Annotated in this window: 14 protein-coding genes; 6 read left to right on the forward strand and 8 right to left on the reverse strand. The window is 41.8% G+C overall.

Translation table 11 applies throughout. The features are described from left to right. Positions 1-67: 67 nt before the first annotated feature. From V5739_RS03645 to V5739_RS03655, 3 genes are read left to right on the forward strand one after another with little or no spacing between them, the layout of a single operon-like run. Entirely contained in the window at positions 68-1,318 is a 1,251-nt protein-coding gene (locus tag V5739_RS03645) for a restriction endonuclease subunit S (RefSeq protein WP_423819683.1), read from the forward strand. Beyond that, complete coding sequence (locus tag V5739_RS03650) at positions 1,315-4,317, forward strand: type I restriction endonuclease subunit R (RefSeq protein ID WP_423819684.1); 3,003 nt, start codon at positions 1,315-1,317, stop codon at positions 4,315-4,317. The genes V5739_RS03645 and V5739_RS03650 overlap by 4 nt, the downstream gene beginning before the upstream one ends. Before the next feature lie 52 nt (positions 4,318-4,369). After that, positions 4,370-5,227, forward strand: a complete 858-nt coding sequence (locus V5739_RS03655) for an alpha/beta hydrolase (RefSeq protein WP_423819686.1) — start codon at positions 4,370-4,372, stop codon at positions 5,225-5,227. A gap of 105 nt (positions 5,228-5,332) precedes the next feature. On the opposite strand, the gene V5739_RS03660 is transcribed toward V5739_RS03655, so the two are convergent. Further along, on the reverse strand, positions 5,333-5,656 hold the full coding sequence (locus V5739_RS03660) for a hypothetical protein (RefSeq protein ID WP_423819688.1): 324 nt from the start codon (positions 5,654-5,656) through the stop codon (positions 5,333-5,335). 197 nt (positions 5,657-5,853) lie between these two features. Here V5739_RS03660 and istA point away from each other — a divergent pair, with 197 nt between their 5' ends. Then, positions 5,854-7,407, forward strand: a complete 1,554-nt coding sequence (istA, locus tag V5739_RS03665) for an IS21 family transposase (protein WP_423818785.1) — start codon at positions 5,854-5,856, stop codon at positions 7,405-7,407. Positions 7,408-7,426: 19 nt separating this feature from the next. Next, positions 7,427-8,164 carry an IS21-like element helper ATPase IstB gene (istB, locus tag V5739_RS03670; protein ID WP_423819689.1) on the forward strand — a complete coding sequence of 246 codons (738 nt, stop codon included), beginning with the start codon at positions 7,427-7,429 and terminating at the stop codon, positions 8,162-8,164. 30 nt (positions 8,165-8,194) lie between these two features. Here istB and V5739_RS03675 read toward each other — a convergent pair whose 3' ends face one another. Next, entirely contained in the window at positions 8,195-8,551 is a 357-nt protein-coding gene (locus tag V5739_RS03675; protein WP_423819690.1) for a hypothetical protein, read from the reverse strand. Between the two features lie 291 nt (positions 8,552-8,842). Between V5739_RS03675 and V5739_RS03680 the strand changes: the two genes are divergently transcribed. After that, positions 8,843-9,019, forward strand: coding sequence for a histone H1 (locus V5739_RS03680; RefSeq protein WP_423819691.1), 177 nt, complete (start codon positions 8,843-8,845; stop codon positions 9,017-9,019). A 364-nt stretch (positions 9,020-9,383) separates the two neighbouring features. Here the strand turns inward: V5739_RS03680 and V5739_RS03685 are convergent, their stop codons facing one another. From V5739_RS03685 to V5739_RS03710, 6 genes are all read right to left on the reverse strand, one after another. Further along, positions 9,384-9,911, reverse strand: coding sequence for a porin family protein (locus tag V5739_RS03685; RefSeq protein ID WP_423819692.1), 528 nt, complete (start codon positions 9,909-9,911; stop codon positions 9,384-9,386). Between the two features lie 284 nt (positions 9,912-10,195). After that, the gene (locus tag V5739_RS03690; RefSeq protein WP_423819693.1) at positions 10,196-12,535 is read right to left on the reverse strand and encodes a glycoside hydrolase family 3 N-terminal domain-containing protein; all 2,340 of its coding nucleotides are present in this window, start codon (positions 12,533-12,535) and stop codon (positions 10,196-10,198) included. Between the two features lie 10 nt (positions 12,536-12,545). Next, positions 12,546-13,958, reverse strand: coding sequence for a glycoside hydrolase family 30 protein (locus tag V5739_RS03695; protein ID WP_423819694.1), 1,413 nt, complete (start codon positions 13,956-13,958; stop codon positions 12,546-12,548). Between the two features lie 58 nt (positions 13,959-14,016). After that, positions 14,017-15,756, reverse strand: coding sequence for a SusE domain-containing protein (locus V5739_RS03700; protein WP_423819695.1), 1,740 nt, complete (start codon positions 15,754-15,756; stop codon positions 14,017-14,019). Positions 15,757-15,783: 27 nt separating this feature from the next. Further along, the gene (locus tag V5739_RS03705) at positions 15,784-17,244 is read right to left on the reverse strand and encodes a glycoside hydrolase family 30 protein (protein WP_423819696.1); all 1,461 of its coding nucleotides are present in this window, start codon (positions 17,242-17,244) and stop codon (positions 15,784-15,786) included. Between the two features lie 10 nt (positions 17,245-17,254). Then, the gene (locus V5739_RS03710) at positions 17,255-18,742 is read right to left on the reverse strand and encodes a RagB/SusD family nutrient uptake outer membrane protein (RefSeq protein ID WP_423819697.1); all 1,488 of its coding nucleotides are present in this window, start codon (positions 18,740-18,742) and stop codon (positions 17,255-17,257) included. Positions 18,743-18,748: the final 6 nt, after the last annotated feature.

Raw genomic sequence — 18,748 nt, forward strand, 5'->3', positions numbered from 1 at the left:
TCCTGAATGTGTATACCTATACGCTAATTTTCATTTACTAAACGCTAAAAGAAGAAACCTACAACTAATGCCGGAAAATTGGAAAACATATAAGCTTAAAGAAGTTGCAAATTTATCAACTGGTTTCGCTTTTAAAAGTAAAGATTATCGTAACTCGGGAGACCTAAAAGTAATACGAGGCAAAAATATTACAGAAGGTTACTTGCGTTGGGGTGATGACAGTAGATACTGGAATTTCTCATTGGAAAAGCTTGATAAATTTGTAGTAGAAGAAGGTGATATTGTTGTTGGAATGGATGGTTCTAAAATCGGCAAAAATAGAGCTATTGTAAGAAGTCAAGACCTTCCATCAATTTTAGCACAACGAGTGGGACGTATTAATGCTAAATCAAAAGTAGCTGAGCAAAAATTTCTTTGGCAACTTATTAATAATAAGATTTTTGAAGATTACATTGATAACGTCAAAACTGGAACTTCAATTCCACATATTAGTTTAACTCAAATTGGAGATTTTGAAGTAAAACTCCCTCCACTCAAAGAACAAAAATCCATAGCCTCGATCCTCTCTGCTTTAGACGATAAAATCGAGCTCAACCTCCAGATGAACAAAACCCTGGAAGAAATGGCAATGGCTTTATACAAGCACTGGTTTGTTGATTTTGGGCCTTTTCAGGATGAGGAATTTGCGGATTCCGAATTGGGGGAAATTCCGAAGGGATGGGAAGTGAAAACAATTGGAGAACTTTATAACACCACTTCCGGTGGAACTCCAAGCAGAAAAAAGCCAGAATACTATCAAGATGGTGATATCAACTGGGTTAAATCAAAAGAACTTTATGGCAATTTCATAATTGACACTGAAGAGAAAATAAATAGCCTTGGATTAAAGAAATCTTCAGCAAAATTAATTCCGCCGAAATCAGTTTTGCTTGCTATGTATGGAGCAACAGTTGGAGAGAGCAGCATTTTATCCGTAGAAGCGACTTGCAACCAGGCAATATGTGCGATTTTAGAAAAAGAGCTTTCTTTTATTTACGTGTTCCTTTTTTTAAGAATATTTAAAAGCGATATTCTTAATCAGGCAACAGGTTCTGCTCAGCAAAATATAAGTCAGCAAATCATTAAAAACATACCAATAGTTTCTCCCCCTGTAGATCTTAAAGTTTTTGATGAACTGGAGCATTACTACGATCTTATTGAGCAGAACGTTTTTGAAAACAAAACCCTTACTCAACTCCGCGACACCTTACTGCCAAAGCTCATCAGCGGGGAAGTCCGCGTGAAAGATGTGGAGAAAACCTTATCTGAAGTCTTATGACACAAATGATCGAGATCACGGTGCAAAAGGCTGCCATAGAGTGCCTCAAAGAGTTGGGATATACTTATAAAGAAGGCAATTCCCTGCAGCGGGACCTCAAGAAGGTGGTGCTGGAGGAGGATCTTCGGGAATTTTTAGCGAGCTCCTATCCCGGCGTACCTGGCACCGCCATTAATGAAGCCCTTTCCGCATTTACCCAGCACGAGGGAATGGATCTCGATCACCGCAACCGCGATTTTCATCTTAAAATGACCCAGGGGGTTTCCATTAGCTGGAAAGATGCTTCGGGCAAGGAACAGGCCCGGCACCTCTACCCTATCAATTACAGGGAACCCGAAAAAAATACCTTTGTGTGTGCAGATGAAGTAAAGATCATTGGCAAGAACAGCCGGCGCACAGATCTGCTCGTCTTCATCAACGGACTTCCGCTCATCGTTTTCGAATTTAAGAATATGTTTGATCCCGAGGTGGGGGTGGAAAACGCGCACGGGCAAATTGGGCATTACGTTCAGGATATTCCGCAGCTGTTTGATTACAATGCCATCACGGTAGTTTCAGATGGGCTGGAAACCCTGCACGGGATGTACAACTCCTCCCTGAAGTGGTTTGCTCCGTGGAAAAGTCTGCACGGGGATGACCTTCAGCAGAAACAGGACCTTCAGCTGGAGACCTTGCTGAAGGGATTATTTCCGAAGAAAACCTTATTAAACTACCTGCAAAACTTCATTTTCCACGAAGACCACAACGGGAAAATAATCAAGAAAGGCGCAAAATACCACCAGTACTGGGGCATCAAAAAAGCGGTGGACAGTGCTGTAGAAAACATAAAACCAAACGGTGACGGCCGGCTGGGAGTGATATGGCACACGCAGGGATCTGGCAAAAGCATTTCGATGGCCATTCTTACCGGGATCCTGCGGCAAATGCCCGAAATGAAAAATCCCACCATCCTCATCCAGGTAGACCGCAATGACCTGGACCAGCAACTCTATGAGAATTTTGTGCTGTGCAAAGACCTGGTGGGCCACGTACAACACGCCGATACCACAGATGAGCTGCGGGCCCTGCTGAGCACCGATGGCGGCGGCGTGATCTTTACCACCATTGAGAAATTTCGGTTAAAAGAACTGGCTTCGGGAAAAGAGCTCTCCCACCCCGTACTTTCTGAACGTACCAACCTGATCGTGATGGCAGATGAAGCCCACCGCACCCAGTATGGGTTCCATAGCGGCGGCTTTGCCCAGAACATAAGACGCGCCCTGCCCAATGCCTCCTTCATAGGCTTCACCGGAACTCCCGTAGATGGCAAAGATGCCGATACCCAACAAGTATTTGGCCCCACCATTCACACCTACGATATCAAACAGGCCGTAGAAGACGGTGCCACGGTGCCCATTTATTACGAGCCAAAAATGGTTCCGCTCAACATCAAAGCCAAATATGATAAGGAGCTGGATGAAATGGAAGAAGATGAGGACGAGGAAAACAATGCCGTTTGGGCAGCGATAGAAGATGCCGCCGGGGCCCATGACCGGGTGGAAAGAGTTGCCAAAGACATCCTCACCCATTTCAAGGCCAGGACCGAAAGCCTGGAAGGCAAGGCGATGATCGTTTGTATGAGCCGCAAGAACTGCGTAAAAATGTACAATGCGCTTAGCGCGCTGGAAGGCTGCCCTGAGATAGCCGTGATAATGACCGGAAACATCAGCAAAGATCCGCCGGCATGGAATCCGCATATACGAACCAAAGATGCGATGGAAGCCATAAAAAAGCGTTTCCGCACGCCGGAGGATCCGCTACAAATTGTGATCGTTCGCGATATGTGGCTCACGGGCTTTGATGCCCCCTGCGCCCATACGATGTATGTAGATAAGATCATGAAAGGCCATAACCTGATGCAGGCGATTGCAAGGGTGAACCGGGTTTTTAAAGACAAACCCAACGGACTCGTAGTAGATTTTATAGGTATTTCCGGCTTCCTGGCCGAAGCCACCAAAAAATACACCGCCGGAGGCGGGGAAGGAAAACCCACTCTTGACCTTGAAGCCGCGGTGGAAATTTGTTTGGAGCAGTCTGAAAAGGTGAAAGCCATGGTTGGTGATTTTGATGCGGAAGCCGTCAATTCAATGACCGAAATGGACAGGTTAAAATGGTGCAACAGTAAAGTGAACAGCCTTTTAAAATCTGATCCTGTCACCGATGCCTTTTTGCTCGAAGAGCGAAAACTGGCAGAACTGGTGGCAATGACCAGTTCAGATCCGCGAATCTGGGAGATACAGGAAGAACTGGCGATCATTCAGAAGATAAGGCAACTGATTAGAAAGATCAAATTCCCACCCGGTCCGCGCAGGGAAAAGAACGAAAAGATAAAAGACCTGATAAGCAAATCCCTGGAATCGCAGGAAATTGTAGACCTGGCAAAAATGTACAACCTTGATAAGATCGATATTTCAATAGTAGACGATAGGTTCCAGGCCATTGTAAAGGAAAAAGGCGACGAGAACATCAAAGTAGAATTGCTGCGCAGGATCATCAATGACGAAATTCGGGTGCGAATGCCCAAGAACATCCGCAGGATGCGCAAGCTGAAAGACGAGCTGGAAAAAGTGCTGAGCAACTACCATAGAAATTCTCTGGATTCCATTGCCGCCATCAAGCACCTGCTGGATATTGCCAATGAATTTCAGCAGGATGACATCAGGACCAAACAACTCGGCTTATCTGAAGATGAACTGGCGTTCTATGACCTCTTGTCAGCCAACGAAAAGCTACTCAACCAAACCGGCCCCATCCAGGACCTGGTGCATAAAGTGGTGGATTCGGTCAAGAAAAACCTCCAGCTCGACTGGACCAAAAAAGAAGACGCCCGCGCCGCAATCCGCCTGGCAGTGAAAAAAGAATTACGGGGAAAAGTCCCATTTTCTGAACTTGATAATTTGTTGAAGGAAGTGATTGAACAAGCCGAGGGACAGTATGGGGATTGGCCGATGGAGGCTTAAAATTAAACAGTTAAATAAGATTGAAAAAACGTCATATTATACCACTAAACTCATGAAAAGATTTTTTACTTTATTCCTGTTGATCGGCAGCACTTTTGTAGGCTACTCTCAAGAATTTAATCCGCCGCAGGGCGTGGCCGAATTCAAGACAATGAGCAGCAAGATCCTCAATACTGAAAGAAGTTATTCAATTTACCTGCCCAAAAGCTATAGCACCAATACAGAAAGAAAATATCCTGTTCTCTACCTCCTGCACGGCTTATACGGCAGCAACAAAGACTGGGTAGAACGAGGACATGTAAAGGACGTAGCCAACCGGCTCATCAATGCTGAAGAAGCGGTAGAAATGATCATAGTAATGCCAGATGCAGGAACAGACTGGTATGGTTATTTCAACATGGACGGGTGGGCCTATGAAGATTACTTCTTTAAAGAGTTGATCCCACATATAGAAAAGACCTACAGAACAATTCCCGATAAGAAACACCGCGCGATTGCCGGACTCTCCATGGGCGGAGGCGGATCTGTCGTTTACGCACAGAAATACCCGGATATGTTCTCCTCGGTCTATGCCATGAGCGCCTGGTTAGGAATCGAACCCGGCGGCGGAATCCAGGATGCAGATGTAAAAGGTAAAGAATTGAACAGGACCGTCCTCGAAAACCACGCGGTGAAATTTGTCGCTAATGCCGATGCTGAAACACAGGAAGAACTAAAGGATATCAGGTGGTTTATTGATTGTGGGGACGATGACTTCTTACTTCCAATAAACCTCGATTTTTACCGCGCGATGCAGAAGGCTGAGATCCCTTCTGAATTAAGGGTAAGAGATGGCGGCCATGACTGGGAATACTGGCATTCTGCCCTTTATCGTGCCCTGCCTTTCGTTTCAAACGGATTTCTACGCTAGGCTGGTTTCAGGTTTAGGAAGAAAAACCTCCAGCTCGGCTGCACCAAAAAAGAAGACGCTTGCGCAATGTTGCCAGGTTGAGACAAAAATTTTGTTCATACCTATTCACTCAAGGTCAACAGAAAACTTTCCCTGAGTATTAAATTTTTCTGGTTTTCCAATAGATATCATCCACCTATCATAGGCGGCTTTTCTTAACCATTGAACCTGATAATGTTCCTGGAGTGACGGAGCTTCCGCTGCAGCATCTGCAAGCTGGTAGGCCATTTTATAATCTTCTGTGTTGTCACTGTGGTGGTAGACAAAAGCGGCATGAAATTTATCTATAGGTATTAAATCATTCTCCTGCTTACAGATTACCTTTACCTGCTTCAGTCTCTTTTTATCTCTAGGATCCAGTTCACCTAAAATGTAGGATTTGAGCTGCATTCGGTCTTTCTGTGGCTATTTCGGTTCGAATTGTGCCAGTGATTTCGGTCGGTTTGTGCCAGGTATTTCGGTTTGAATTGTGCCACTTTTTGGCAGCATAGAAAACCATAACGGCTCAAATTGTGCCAGTCGTATCGGTTCGTTTTGTGCCACTTTGAAAGATCAAGTAATATCTTGTTGCAAAACTGTAATAAGATATGGCCAACACCCTTGATCCGATGGACTTAAAACAAATTATTACCTTGAGCCTGGATGGTTTTAGCAATCGTAAGATAGCTACCACTCTAGGCATCTCCCGCAACACGGTCAACAGCTATATGAAGTTTTTCACGGCCAGTGACTATTCATTTAAAGAACTACTTTCCTTTGACAATGCACGTCTGAGTGCGCTTTTTCCTTCACATACTACTATTGATAATGAGCGGCATGATGAACTGATGCTATATTTTGAGGGGGTCAATAAGGCCCGGAATCATCCTGGGTTTACTTTTCTGTACCATTATCAGGAATATGCGCAGCAGGCTTCCCAGCCGTACAGCTATACGCAGTTTATGGAGCATTATCGGCGTAAATATGCCAAGGTCAAAGGTTCCATGAAACTCGAACATGAAGCCGGTAATGAAATGTACATTGACTATGCGGGTAAAAAATTACATGTCGTTAATAAAGAAACCGGAGAAGTCATTCCTGTAGAGGTATTTATAGCAATTCTTCCCAACAGCCAGTATACTTACGTAGAGGCTAGCTTAAGCCAAAAACGGGAGGATCTTATTACTTCTTGTGGTAATGCATTACAGTTTTATGGAGGTGTTCCAAAAGCCATAGTCTCAGACAACTTAAAATCTGCAGTGACCAGAGCCAGCAAATATGAGCCGGAGATCAACCGGAGCTTTAAAGATTTTGCTCGCCATTACAACTGTGTGATCAATCCCACCCGCAGTTATGCACCGCAGGATAAAGCTCTGGTGGAGAATGCAGTGCATCTTGTTTATCAGCGTATTTACTATCCCCTGCGGGAGATGACCTTCTTCTCTTTACAGGATCTAAACCGGGAGATAAAGCGCTTACTTGTTGGCTATAATAATCTACTGTTCCAGCGAAAGGAAGCCAGCCGTAGAGAACTGTTTCAATCAGTAGAACGTGAGTACTTAAAACTCCTGCCAACATCTGCCTATGAAATCAAAGACTATAAACGGGCAAAGGTGCAAAAGATGGGATATGTATACTTCTCTCCAGATAAAAGCTACTACAGTGTTCCCTACCGCTACATCGGTAAAAAGACCCTGATCCATTATACCAAAACTGTGGTCGAGGTTTATTACAATCACGTTCGAATAGCCCTGCATCATCGAAATCCAAGTAAAGGAAGCTACAATACAAATACAGATCATTTAAGTAGCACCCATAAAGGATATACCTCCTGGAGTCCTGAATACTTTAAAAACAAAGCCGCTCCTCACGGAGCTCACGTAGTGAATTGTGTGGAAAAGATACTTGCTGACAGTGAGTATCCCGAAACAGGCTATAAGCGGGTGATGGGCCTTATCCAGCTCCATAAATCTTACGGTTCTAAAAGACTTGATAATGCTTGTAAAAGAGCTTTACAGGCAGATGCGACTTCTTATATGCGTATCAAGAATATCCTAAAGAACAACCTTGACCAAAGCTCTCTTTTTTATCAGGATCTTGAAGAAGATAAAACTCATATCCCATCCCATCAAAACATCAGAGGTGCCGCTGCTTATCAATAAATCATTTTAATCCAGAAATATGAATAACAATCAGACTATTGAAAAACTAAAACAAATGCGACTGGGGGCTATGGCTCAGCTACACCTTCAGCATGTAAAGAACAACGAATTAAACGATATCACTGCCGATGAATATCTGGCACTACTCACAGACCATGAGTGGGAGGATCGCCAGAACCGGAAGATTGAACGTCTTTTTAAGCAGGCAAACTTCAGGCAGAAAGCAAGTCTTGCTGAAGTAAACTACGCCTCCAATCGTAACCTCGACAAGAACATGTTTGTTCGTCTGGGATCCCTGGATTTTATAGCTAAAAAGGAAAACCTTATACTGACCGGTGCCTCCGGAGTAGGCAAGAGTTATTTAGCACAGGCCTTAGGTCATCAGGCCTGCATGATGGAATATAAAACAATCTACTCGAACACTGCCCGTCTATTTAAGAAGCTAAAACTCAGTAAAATTGATGGAACCTATCTCAAGGAACTAAATAAACTGCTTAAAGCAGATCTACTCATCCTTGATGATTTTGGGCTTCAAGCCTTCGACAATCATGCAAGAGAGACCTTAATGGATATAATCGATGACCGATACAATAAAACATCCACCATACTATCTTCTCAAATACCGGTATCTGCATGGTACGATATTATAGGGGAAGGAACTATTGCTGATGCAATCCTGGACAGGATAGTAAACTCCTCACATAGGATAGATCTTAAAGGAGAATCATTAAGAAAAGGAGTTCTGAAAAACGAGTAACATTAATTTTTTATATAATTGCATGATCTTTTAAAGTGGCACTGTTTGAACCGAAATCAGTGGCACGGTCCTTCCGAAATAGCCATTCTGATCGGTTTCATATGCATATTTCAATTTTTCACTGCTGTTGCCATCCTCAAGAATAGCTTCATCATACGTACGTAACAAGGAAGCAAGTACACCTGCTAAACATACTGCAAGCATCAAAAGAGGGGTCTTAAACCTTTTGGGATTGATCGTTTTAAAAATGGAGATGATTTCTAACAGAATTAAAAAGACCAACAGCAGCAAAATAATAGCTATTAAAAGAAATTCAAAGGACTCAATCCTATATGAAAGAAAGGCCACAACGATTAAAGAGATCAGAAAAATTAAAGTTCGTTTCATATTAAAAAACCATTTGTTATCATAAAGACGATTTTTGAAATGCAAAGTTGCAGGTGTTCTGAAAATGAAGCAGGAATCACGATAATTTCATAAGTGAATGAATAAAAACGTTGTTTCATTCACTTATGATTCAATATCCTCAAAGGCAGATTTTGTTTTTGCAGAACTTAATTCTAATATAAACATCTAATTTTAATTGACTGGAATCGATATGCACACCAGAAATTCAAAAAGTCCTGTCATAATCACATATATCTGCTATTTTAGCACCTCATTTTAAATTTTATAATCATGAAAGACCTACTTGAAAACATCCAAAGTACTTTTGAATCCTTTCAAACAGATGCTAACACGCAATTAAACGATGGAAATAAAAGTGCTGGAACCAGAGCAAGAAAATCATCTTTAGAATTAGAAAAACTTTTAAAAGAGTTCCGTAAAGTTTCTATAGCGGAAAGTAAAAAGTAGTAATTCTTCAGCTCCTAATGAAAACTGCTAATAGTTAGGGGCTATTAAAAGAGCTTTCCTTGAAATAAGAAAAGTTTTTTCTCCTAATAAAATGCAGATTTTGGTTATTTAGAAAGACTCGGTACTTCCCCTCGTCTAAATTGGAGGGTTTAATTAATACTGGTAAGCTCAGATTAATAAAAGGAACTTTTTTGTTGAAAAAAACACTTACATCAGAAGAGAAATATCCTTAGAATTAGAAATAGTCATTTAAAATGAATCGGTAGTAATATTTATTGGAAAAAACATTCTAAGGAAAAGCAACTTTAAAAAAATAAAAATGGCGGACTTTTGAGCCCGCCATTTTTATTAAAAGATGATCTTTTTAGAATTTGTATCCCAACCCAATGGTTAGAGAATTAACTCTTGACTTTACATCACTTGGCATTCCTTGGACATCACCAATCCGATTTGTAAGCTCCAGGGAGTATCGCGCCTGCAACTGGAAGTCTTCTGTGATATCGAACCCAGCGCCAAATGTCACATCCAAACCAAATGCATTTATTTCATCCCCTGTATCCTCAAGAATGATACTGGCCTGGGGTCCGGCCAGAAGGTTGAATGCAGAGTCCCCTACATAATACTTAGCCAAAACAGGAATGAACAAGATACCTTCAGAATCTTGCACTTTCCCATAATTCACCCCGGGTTGAATAGAAAAATCGGAGGACAAATCAAAATCAGCAAAGGCTCCCAGGTAAAAACCAGATTCGCTAACCGAAGCATTGAATCCTTCATAACTTGAAGAAACATTCAGGTTTAAATAACCAGCAGTCAATCCAAAGTCAGCAGACTGAGAAAAGGCTTGGGCGGACATTAAAATTCCGCAACATAAAAGAATAATTTTTTTCATAAGGTCGATTAGAATATAGTGTGAATGTAATAATTTTTTGTTAAAAAATTATTCCGGAATTAAATAATAAGTACACTTTGAAGAAAAGGATCATAATAATAAATATATAAGTAAAAACTTCATTAAAAGTACTTCGGAGAATATTCCCCCAGGGCTAGAATAGAAACCTTTAGAAGGAAACAATCTAAAAATTGGAGTTGACTAAACAATCCTGAATTGACCCTTTTAAAACAAAAAAAATCCTGCGTTTTGCAGGATTTTTTTTGTTTTTCTGAAATGTAAATTTAAAGATTTTTCTTTTCTCCAGTGATACTGAAAGTTCCTTTTAAATCTTTTATCATCAATTCAAATTTCCCTGGTTCAACAATAGGCTTTCCTTTTTGATTATGGTAGGCCAGTTCTTCAGCATTTAAATTAAAAGATACAATTCTGCTTTCACCAGGCTCAAGTTCGATTTTTTCAAATCTTCTAAGTCGGCGTACATCAGGGGTGATTTCACTCGCATAAAGATCTGATGTATAAAGCTCTATAACTTCCTTACCTTTTCGGGTTCCTGTATTAGTTACTTTTACCTGAACATTCAGATTTTCTGAATTACCCATTTCTGTTTTATCTAGCTGAAGGTTCTCATATTTAAAGGTAGTATAGCTGAGTCCATCCCCAAAAGAGAACTGCGGACTGTAATCTGCCTCATAGTTATAAACCCCCTCTGCTGCTGTTTGTTCTTCAGAATATTTGTGAATATAAGGAATCAAAGCATTAGGATAGCGAGGATAGTTATAGGGTAGTTTTCCAGAAGGATTCACATCTCCAAATAGTATATCGGCAAGTGCATCACCTCCAAAGTTGCCAGGTAGATATGTTTGCACAACCCCCTGCATTTGCTGCTCAAATTTACTAATGATCCTGGGACGACCTTCATTAAGAACAAGGATGACGGGCTTTCCAGTTTCTGCTAATCTTTGCGCCAGCTCAGTTTGATTATCCGACAGGTACAGGTCATTAAGGTCTCCTGGTTTCTCAGTATATGTATTTTCTCCTAAAACAAGCAAAATATAATCTACTTTTCGAGCTGCAGAGATCGCCTCTTCAAATTGCACTTTTTCATCTTCATAATATTTACCTCCCTTAACATAATCTACCCCAGGAATATAAACAACATTTCTATCTCCTATTTCCTTCTGAATAGCTTCAACAATAGTATTGTATTGTTCAGAGAATTCTGGAGTCTTCTCTCCCTGCCAGGAGTAGGTCCAGGCCCCATTTAGAGTACGCATAGAATTGGCATTAGGTCCTGTAATCAAGACTTTAGCCTTTTTATTTAAAGGCAGGATGTTATTCTGATTCTTAAGTAGGGTAATAGATTCCGCAGCCATTTCGTAGGAAGCCTGCTCAAATTCTTGACTTCCAAACTTTGGATAATTTGAATAATGAGTAACTGGAGTCTCAAACAAATTTAGAGCTAATTTGACCTTAAGAATTCTTCTTACTGCATCATTTATCCGTTCTTCAGTTACTTCGCCGTCCTTAACAAGTGCCACAAGATTATCAAAAAACCTTTCATACTCATAAGGCACCATAGACATATCTACCCCGGCATTGATGGCTAGCTTAATCGCCTCTCTGTCATTTTCGGCTACACGATCTCTGCGGTACAGGTTTTCAATATCAGTCCAGTCTGTAACCAAAAAACCCTCAAAGCCAAGCTCCTCTTTCAATAAGGTTGTTAAAAGATTATAATTACCGTGTACCGGCACCCCGTTAATAAGTCCTGAATTGATCATAATAGTATGAGCTCCTGCATCTATCGCTGCTTTAAATGGAGGCAAATGATATTCTCTAAGAACGTCATCTGGAATATAAGCAGGAGTACGATCCTTACCTGAGGTTACAGCATGGTATCCTAAAAAGTGCTTGAGATTTGATGCTATATGCTCCGGATGACCAACGTCGTTATTTTCTCCTTCATATCCATCAATCATTGCAACTCCTAGAACTGAGGTCAAATAAGGATCTTCTCCAAAAGATTCCCACATACGTGGAAAACGTGGGTCTATACCTAAATCGAGAACAGGTGAGAAAGTCCAGGGAATCCCACTTGCACGGGTTTCGTATGCTGTGATCTCAGCACCTCTTCGAACCAGCTCTGGATTTCTACTTGCTGCCTGACCAATTTGCTGCGGAAACATTGTTGCTCCAACAGTATATGTAGCACCATGAATTTCATCCACTCCATAAATTATTGGAATATTTAGTCTGGTTTCCCTGGCATTAGTCTCCTGGATTTCCTTAATCACAGAATACCATTTTTCAGGTGTCAAGGCTCGGTTATTAGCTGTATTGAGGAAAGAACCCACCTTGTATTTGGAAAGAGCCTTTTTAAGGATTTCTTTATCAAGGTTAAATGGTTCAAAACTAGAAAACCTATTTTCTCCTTTACCAATCACATCTAGTGTGACCTGGGTCATTTGTCCCACCTTTTCTTCCAGCGTCATTTGCTGCAGTATCTCTTCAGCCCGGGAAGAGATCTCCTCCTTAGTTTTCTGTTGATAATCCTGCGCCTTTGATTCACTGATTACTGAGAAAATTAATCCCAGGATAATCACAATATATCTCGTATTCATTTTTTTGTTTTTATAGATTCAAAGTACCCACGGCACCACCCGTTAATTGAAGTACTACCTTTTTGTCACCGACTTGTACTCTAATCGATTTTTCCTCTTCTGAAGTATTCTGTATTATCACGGCGATCTTTCCTTGCGGAGTTTTAAAAGCGACATTCCGGATGTTCTCTGGTTCATTGGAAGCCACTCTTACAGAACCAGGGCGTACCACTTTTGAAGCCTGTCCAATAATGTAATATGCGGGTTCTCTTGTAACCTCATCACCTGTGATGGTAACTGCTCCCAAACACCTGTCACAGCCACCGCGATCTGTATGCGGATCCTGGTTTTCATCGGCCGAAAGATTCCATTCCAGCACATTTCTGCTCCAGTTTCTTGTAGCTCCTATTATTAGGTTCTCTGTATGCCAGCTCATTTCCTGGGCGAAGTTTCCCGGCGCTCCAACCCACTGTTCTGTAAAATAGATATGTTTGTCGGGATGGGCTTCATGAACTTCAGAGAGGGCCTCGATCTTACCTCCATACAAATGAAATGCAGAACCATCAACGTATTGAGCCGCTTCAGGATCATCTAAGATGCTTATTGGATAGTCTGGCCTGTCTGCATTATGATCATATAAAATGATCTTCGTATTGATGTTGTTTTCTTCGAAAGCAGGACCTAGATGATTCTTTATGAATTCAGCCTGATCTTTAGCCAACATCAGCAAACTGGGATTATTTCCAGGGTGCAAAGGTTCATTTTGGATGGTGATAGCATCTATTTCAATACCTTCATCCTCCATAGCTTTGATATATTTCACAAAGTAATTTGCATAAACCGGGTAGTATTCCTCCTTTAAACTACCTCCACGGGTATCATTATTATCTTTCATCCAGACTGGTGGAGACCAGGGGGAACCAAGGATCTTAATATCAGGAGAAATCTCAAGGATCTCCCTTAAAACAGGGATAAGATGCACGGTGTCATTTGCAAGTGAAAACTTTTCAAGATTCTCATCTGTCTCACCTGCAGGCAGATCATTATAAGAAAAAGGAGCATCATCTAAATCTGAAGCACCAATACTGAGTCTTAAGTAACTTACACCCAGTTGATCCTCACCGGTACCAAAAAGCTCCTCCAGCAGCGAGGTGCGGGCAGCATCACTCATGTTATTGATGTGCAATGCACTTCCTCCCGTAAGAGTATAACCAAAGCCATCTATTTCCTGGTAAGTTTTTGAAGTATCTACTGTGATTGTTGCATCTATTTCTGAATTTCCAGGAACTTTGAAATCCAGCTCTCTTTTCTCTAGCAAGGATTCCCTGTCTAGGGTTGTAAGCCACAGTTCTGCCGTATTCTCGTCCTTCTCATTGGTTTCACAGCCAATCAATATAGCCACAGAAATTACCAGAACCAGCGTTTTTAATATAGGGGTGTACATAATACTTAAATAAAGGGGTTGTCCTTTCAACAGACAACCCCGGATTTTGAATGATTAATTACTCTTCAATAAATTCATAGGTGCCAATCTCATATGTATTGCTAACCTCAACATCTACAGTATAGGTGCCAGAGCTTGTTATATTCTGGAAATTTTCTCCTCCATTATTGGTCATAGTGCCCTGCATTGCCTGTGGATCATCTGCACCAAATTGAATATCCCAGGGAGAATTAAATTTCATCGCATAACCTGCTTGCAGTTCTTGAGTGGTCGTGAATTGATGTGGATGAACATAAGTCATGAGAAATTCATCCCTGTCGTCCCAGCCGCCGCCGGCATCGTCCCAATGGAAAAGTTTAATGTTGTAATACTTCCAACTTAGGACTCCTGTCTCAAAATCAAAATTCAACATATAGGCCTGGTCTCTCGATACAGAAACATCTCCTTCCCCTTCCAGGATACTTGTATTGCCGGTAACAGCATCTCCGTCAGGATTTGTAGATTCTCCTATCACTCCCTGCAGGCTGTAAAAAGTTCCTGATCCATCTTCAGCACTGTTCAATTGATAACTCACTTCAGCCTGTAAAGGCAAATAAACGTCAGATTTAAAAATATTTTCATCTTTTTCGAATGTAGCCAGGGTTATTCCATTTGCCAGCAGATAAAGATTTTCCGGAGTTTCAGAGGGAGGTGTGGAGGTTTGATCTTTTTCGAGGCTATAGGTATAGTTATCTCCAACAAGAGTCACAGTAACACTGTAATTACCTGCCGCAGTTAAGGGTATGTCCTCTATAGAAATCCCTCCTGCTTCGGCCTGTGATTCCATGTACAGACGATTCTGAGTTCCTGTTATTCTCTTGAACAGATAACCCCAGTCCTCGTTTAGCCTGAGTACAAAACCGCCCTGGCCACTTTCAGGCACCTGCAGGTACATATCCCGCTGCCAAACACCATCTCCCTGGTATTCCAGTGGCTCGTCACCACCCCATCCATTAGGGATCACATCGCCAACAATGCTAAAATTATTGATCTTTAGTAATTTATAAGTTTGCGCTTCCAGGTCTACAGTTAATCTGTACTCCCCACTCTCCGACACTGTAAGTGGCTCTCCGTTTTTTACGAGTTGACCATCACTACCGCCATAAACGTGGGCCGGCATTTGCCTGCTGCTATAGATCCTGAAGTTTTCTCCGGCTTCCAGGTGTGTATAGGTTTCAAATCTATAAGTATGATTTCCGTCGGCATCTTTTAATGCTCTTAAAGGAATGGCCGAAGCCAACTCAGTACCTGCCTCTGTACCTGCACCGGTCAGAAATAGTTGTTGGGGCTTATATTCTGTTTTGAAACGAGTAACTGCAATTTCAAGAATATCTGTAGTTTGTTTGTCAATACTGGTAGCTATAACAGCAATTTCTAAATCTGCATCTTCACCTGCACTAAAACCGGCATAAGACAATGCCAGATCAATTTCTGCAGCTGTAAAAGAGGCGGTTGTCTCACGGCCACCATTTCCCGAAGCTTTGCTTAAGAGAGGCGTGTTATAATTTTCACTACCTAAAGTATCTAAGACAAGCGTATAACGCACCTGATATCTTGCACTGGAAATAGCCGGCTCCCATTCAAATTCGTAAGTTTCTGTGGGATTTGCCTCATCCAGGGCCAAATTCGCTTCTGAAGAAAGAAACTCGGGCTCACTTAATTCCCACTGTCCAATTGGATCGAGATTATCTTCCTCTTCACAGGAAATCATCAGGATGACCGTGAAGAAAGCATAAAAAAAGATTTTTATTTTTTTCATTTCTATAGGTTTTTGATCATGTTTGTTTTATTTCCAGACTATGGTAACTACGCTGTTAGGGTCAATACTGGTACTAAAAATTCCTTCACCTGTTTTTACCGAAAAGTTCCTGGCCGAAGAAGATTCATTAAGTACCACGAGCACTTTGGACTCATCGACATTTTCAAAAGCTACGCTGCTAAGATTTGTCGAAGAGGCAAACTCTGTTGAAGCAATCCTGTGGGCGCCGGGACGAACAAATTTTGAAAAATGTCCTATTACATAATACTCTACATTACGCTCAATGTCCCCTGAACTCGCAATAGTCACCACGCCCCTGCAATCCTGGCAGCCGTTATTGGTTGGGCCGTGATTTTCATTTAAGGCGAGGTTCCAGAACAAAGCTGTTTTTGACCAGTTCTTAGTACTTCCAATCAAAATGTTCTTAATGTTCCATTTCAGGTTGTCTGCAAAATTTGTGGCCCATTCCCCACCCGAAATCTCGGTGAAATAGAGACCCTTTTCAGGGAATGCATTATGAACAGTTCCCATAGCAGAAACATTCCCCGCATAGGCGTGAAAAGCAATTCCGTCTACATAAGGATTTGCTTCCTCATCTTCCAGGATCGATAGCGGGTATTGAGGAACATCAAAATTATGATCATATGCTATGATCTTCGTGTTGATCCCTTCCTCTTCAAACGCAGGTCCCAGACTATTTTTAATAAATTCTGCCTGGGCCTCTGCTTCCATTCGCATTGTTGGATAACCAGCCACATGTAAGGGCTCATTCTGGGGAGTGATAGCATCTATAGAAATCCCATGAGCAGCATAGGCTTCTATGTAATTCACAAAGTAATTAGCATAAACATCGTACCATTCCGGGCTTAAAGAGCCGCCATGCAAAGAATGATTTGTCTTCATCCAGGCCGGTGCACTCCATGGGCTACCCATAATACCCAGTTCAGGATAAATTTGCAGGATATTCCTGAAAACAGGAACTATATGCTTTTCATCCTCTTCTATTGAGAACTGGGTCAAGTTGGGATCTTCCTCTCCTTGCAATAGATCGTTATACGTATAATCACTAAGCGAGAAATCTGATGCACCAATGCTCATCCTTACATAACTTATTCCTATTCCATCTTCGAGATCAAAAAGGTCATTTAAAAGAGCCGTTTTCTGGCTGGCGGCCAGGTTGTTAATCAGGTAGGCAGAGGAACCGGTTAGAGCCGCTCCAAAACCTGCTATTTCCTGGTACCTCTCAGATGTGTTGATGATGATGGTAGGATTATCAGTCTCTGAATTGTCTATAATGTCAATGTCACTTTGTTTGCTCAACAATTTGGACTGGTCTCCACTGGTTGCCCAGATCTCTGCAGTACCCACCACTTCACCTATAGGATCCGGTGGAGCTGGCGGCGGATATGATGATTCCTCATCACCGGAGCAGGATAGGCTAAGTATGCCTATACCTGCTAGCAGTGTGATATTTTTAAATAGATTCATTAGATGTCTTTTAATATCCCGGGTTTTGCGTCAGTGCAGGATTACGGTTGATTTCATTTTGAGGAATAGGTAATAAAATGTCTGTTTCACTCATATTGTAGTTCACTATTTCGCCTGTTCTTAGATCAATATCGTCGACGCTGTTCATTGTTTCCACTACCACATCATAACGAACAAGATCACTCCATCTCTGAGCTTCCTGGGCTAATTCCAACCTTCGTTCTTTCAGAATTGCATCACGCAGAGTCTGGGTAGAAGTAGTCGCAGCATCACCTAATGGTTCAAGATCTGCTCTATCTCTAATAATATTGACCTGTGCAGCTGCTTCCTGAATCTTACTCAGTTCATTGAGAGCTTCTGCTTTCATAAGAATAATATCTGCTAACCTCAGCAGGTAATCATTATCTGAGCTTGCCCAACCTCCGGCATTTCTCCACTTGTATGCAAAAGGAACTTCGCTGTTAACCGCATTTCCCCAATATTCATCTATCCATGGCACTTCTTCGAAGACCATAGTAGCATTCTTTCTCACTTCGTCCCCTTCTTCATCAAAGGCTTCTACGAGGTCTTTTGAAGGAGTAACAAATTTTCTCCAGGTATCCCCGCTAATTGAAGGTGGTAAATGCATTTGTGGGCCCCAGGTACCTTCGTCTCCTCCCAGGTACTGGATCTCAAGGATGGACTCGCTGTTGTTCTGGTGGTTTCCATCGAATAGATTATCATAGTTATCTAAAAGGCTGTATCCTGCGGGGCTGTTAATTACAGCATTGGCATGTTCCAGTACAGCTGCGTAATCAGGATTCGGTTTTTGGGCATTAACTTTTGCCAGCAAAGCGTGGGCAGCTCCTTTAGTAGCTCTAGCTTTGTTTACGCTGGCATCATTCCCGTACGAATGAGGCAATAATTCGAGTGCCATTTCGAGGTCTTCAATTATCTGCGCATAAACATCTGCTTCACTGCTTCGCGGAATTCGAACTTCTGAAGGATCTACAGACTTGATTGTTTCTGTTATTAGCGGCACACCTCCCCAAAGTTTAACCAGGTTGTAGTAGTGATATGCTCTTAAGAATAAAGCCTGACCAGTATATTGATCTCGTTGTTCTTCTGTAATTTCCTCCTGGATCATTGGAGCTTTTTCTATCACCAGATTAGCCTTGGAAATCGCATTATAAATGGAGGACCAGGCGTTAAAGACCCTCCCGTTGGTTGGGGAAATGTCAATATTATCTATCTGAAAAACCTCTGGATTGTCTCCCCCTGCATAATAGTTGTCTGAACGTACATCCTCAAAAAGGATCTTGTCCCAAACGTAATAATCATTTGATTGGAAAGATTCATAAACCCCTGTAAGGGCAGCTTCCAGTTGAGTTCCGGTTGCATACGCATTGTCTACGGTCTCCTGGGAGATTGGTCGTAGATCCAGCTCATCATCACAGGCTGTAAAACCTATCACCACAAGCAAGGCGGAAATGTATTTTGTGATTCTTCTATTTTTCATTGGAAT

This window comes from Salinimicrobium sp. TIG7-5_MAKvit, assembly GCF_049569215.1.
GTDB classification, from domain to species: domain Bacteria; phylum Bacteroidota; class Bacteroidia; order Flavobacteriales; family Flavobacteriaceae; genus Salinimicrobium; species Salinimicrobium profundisediminis.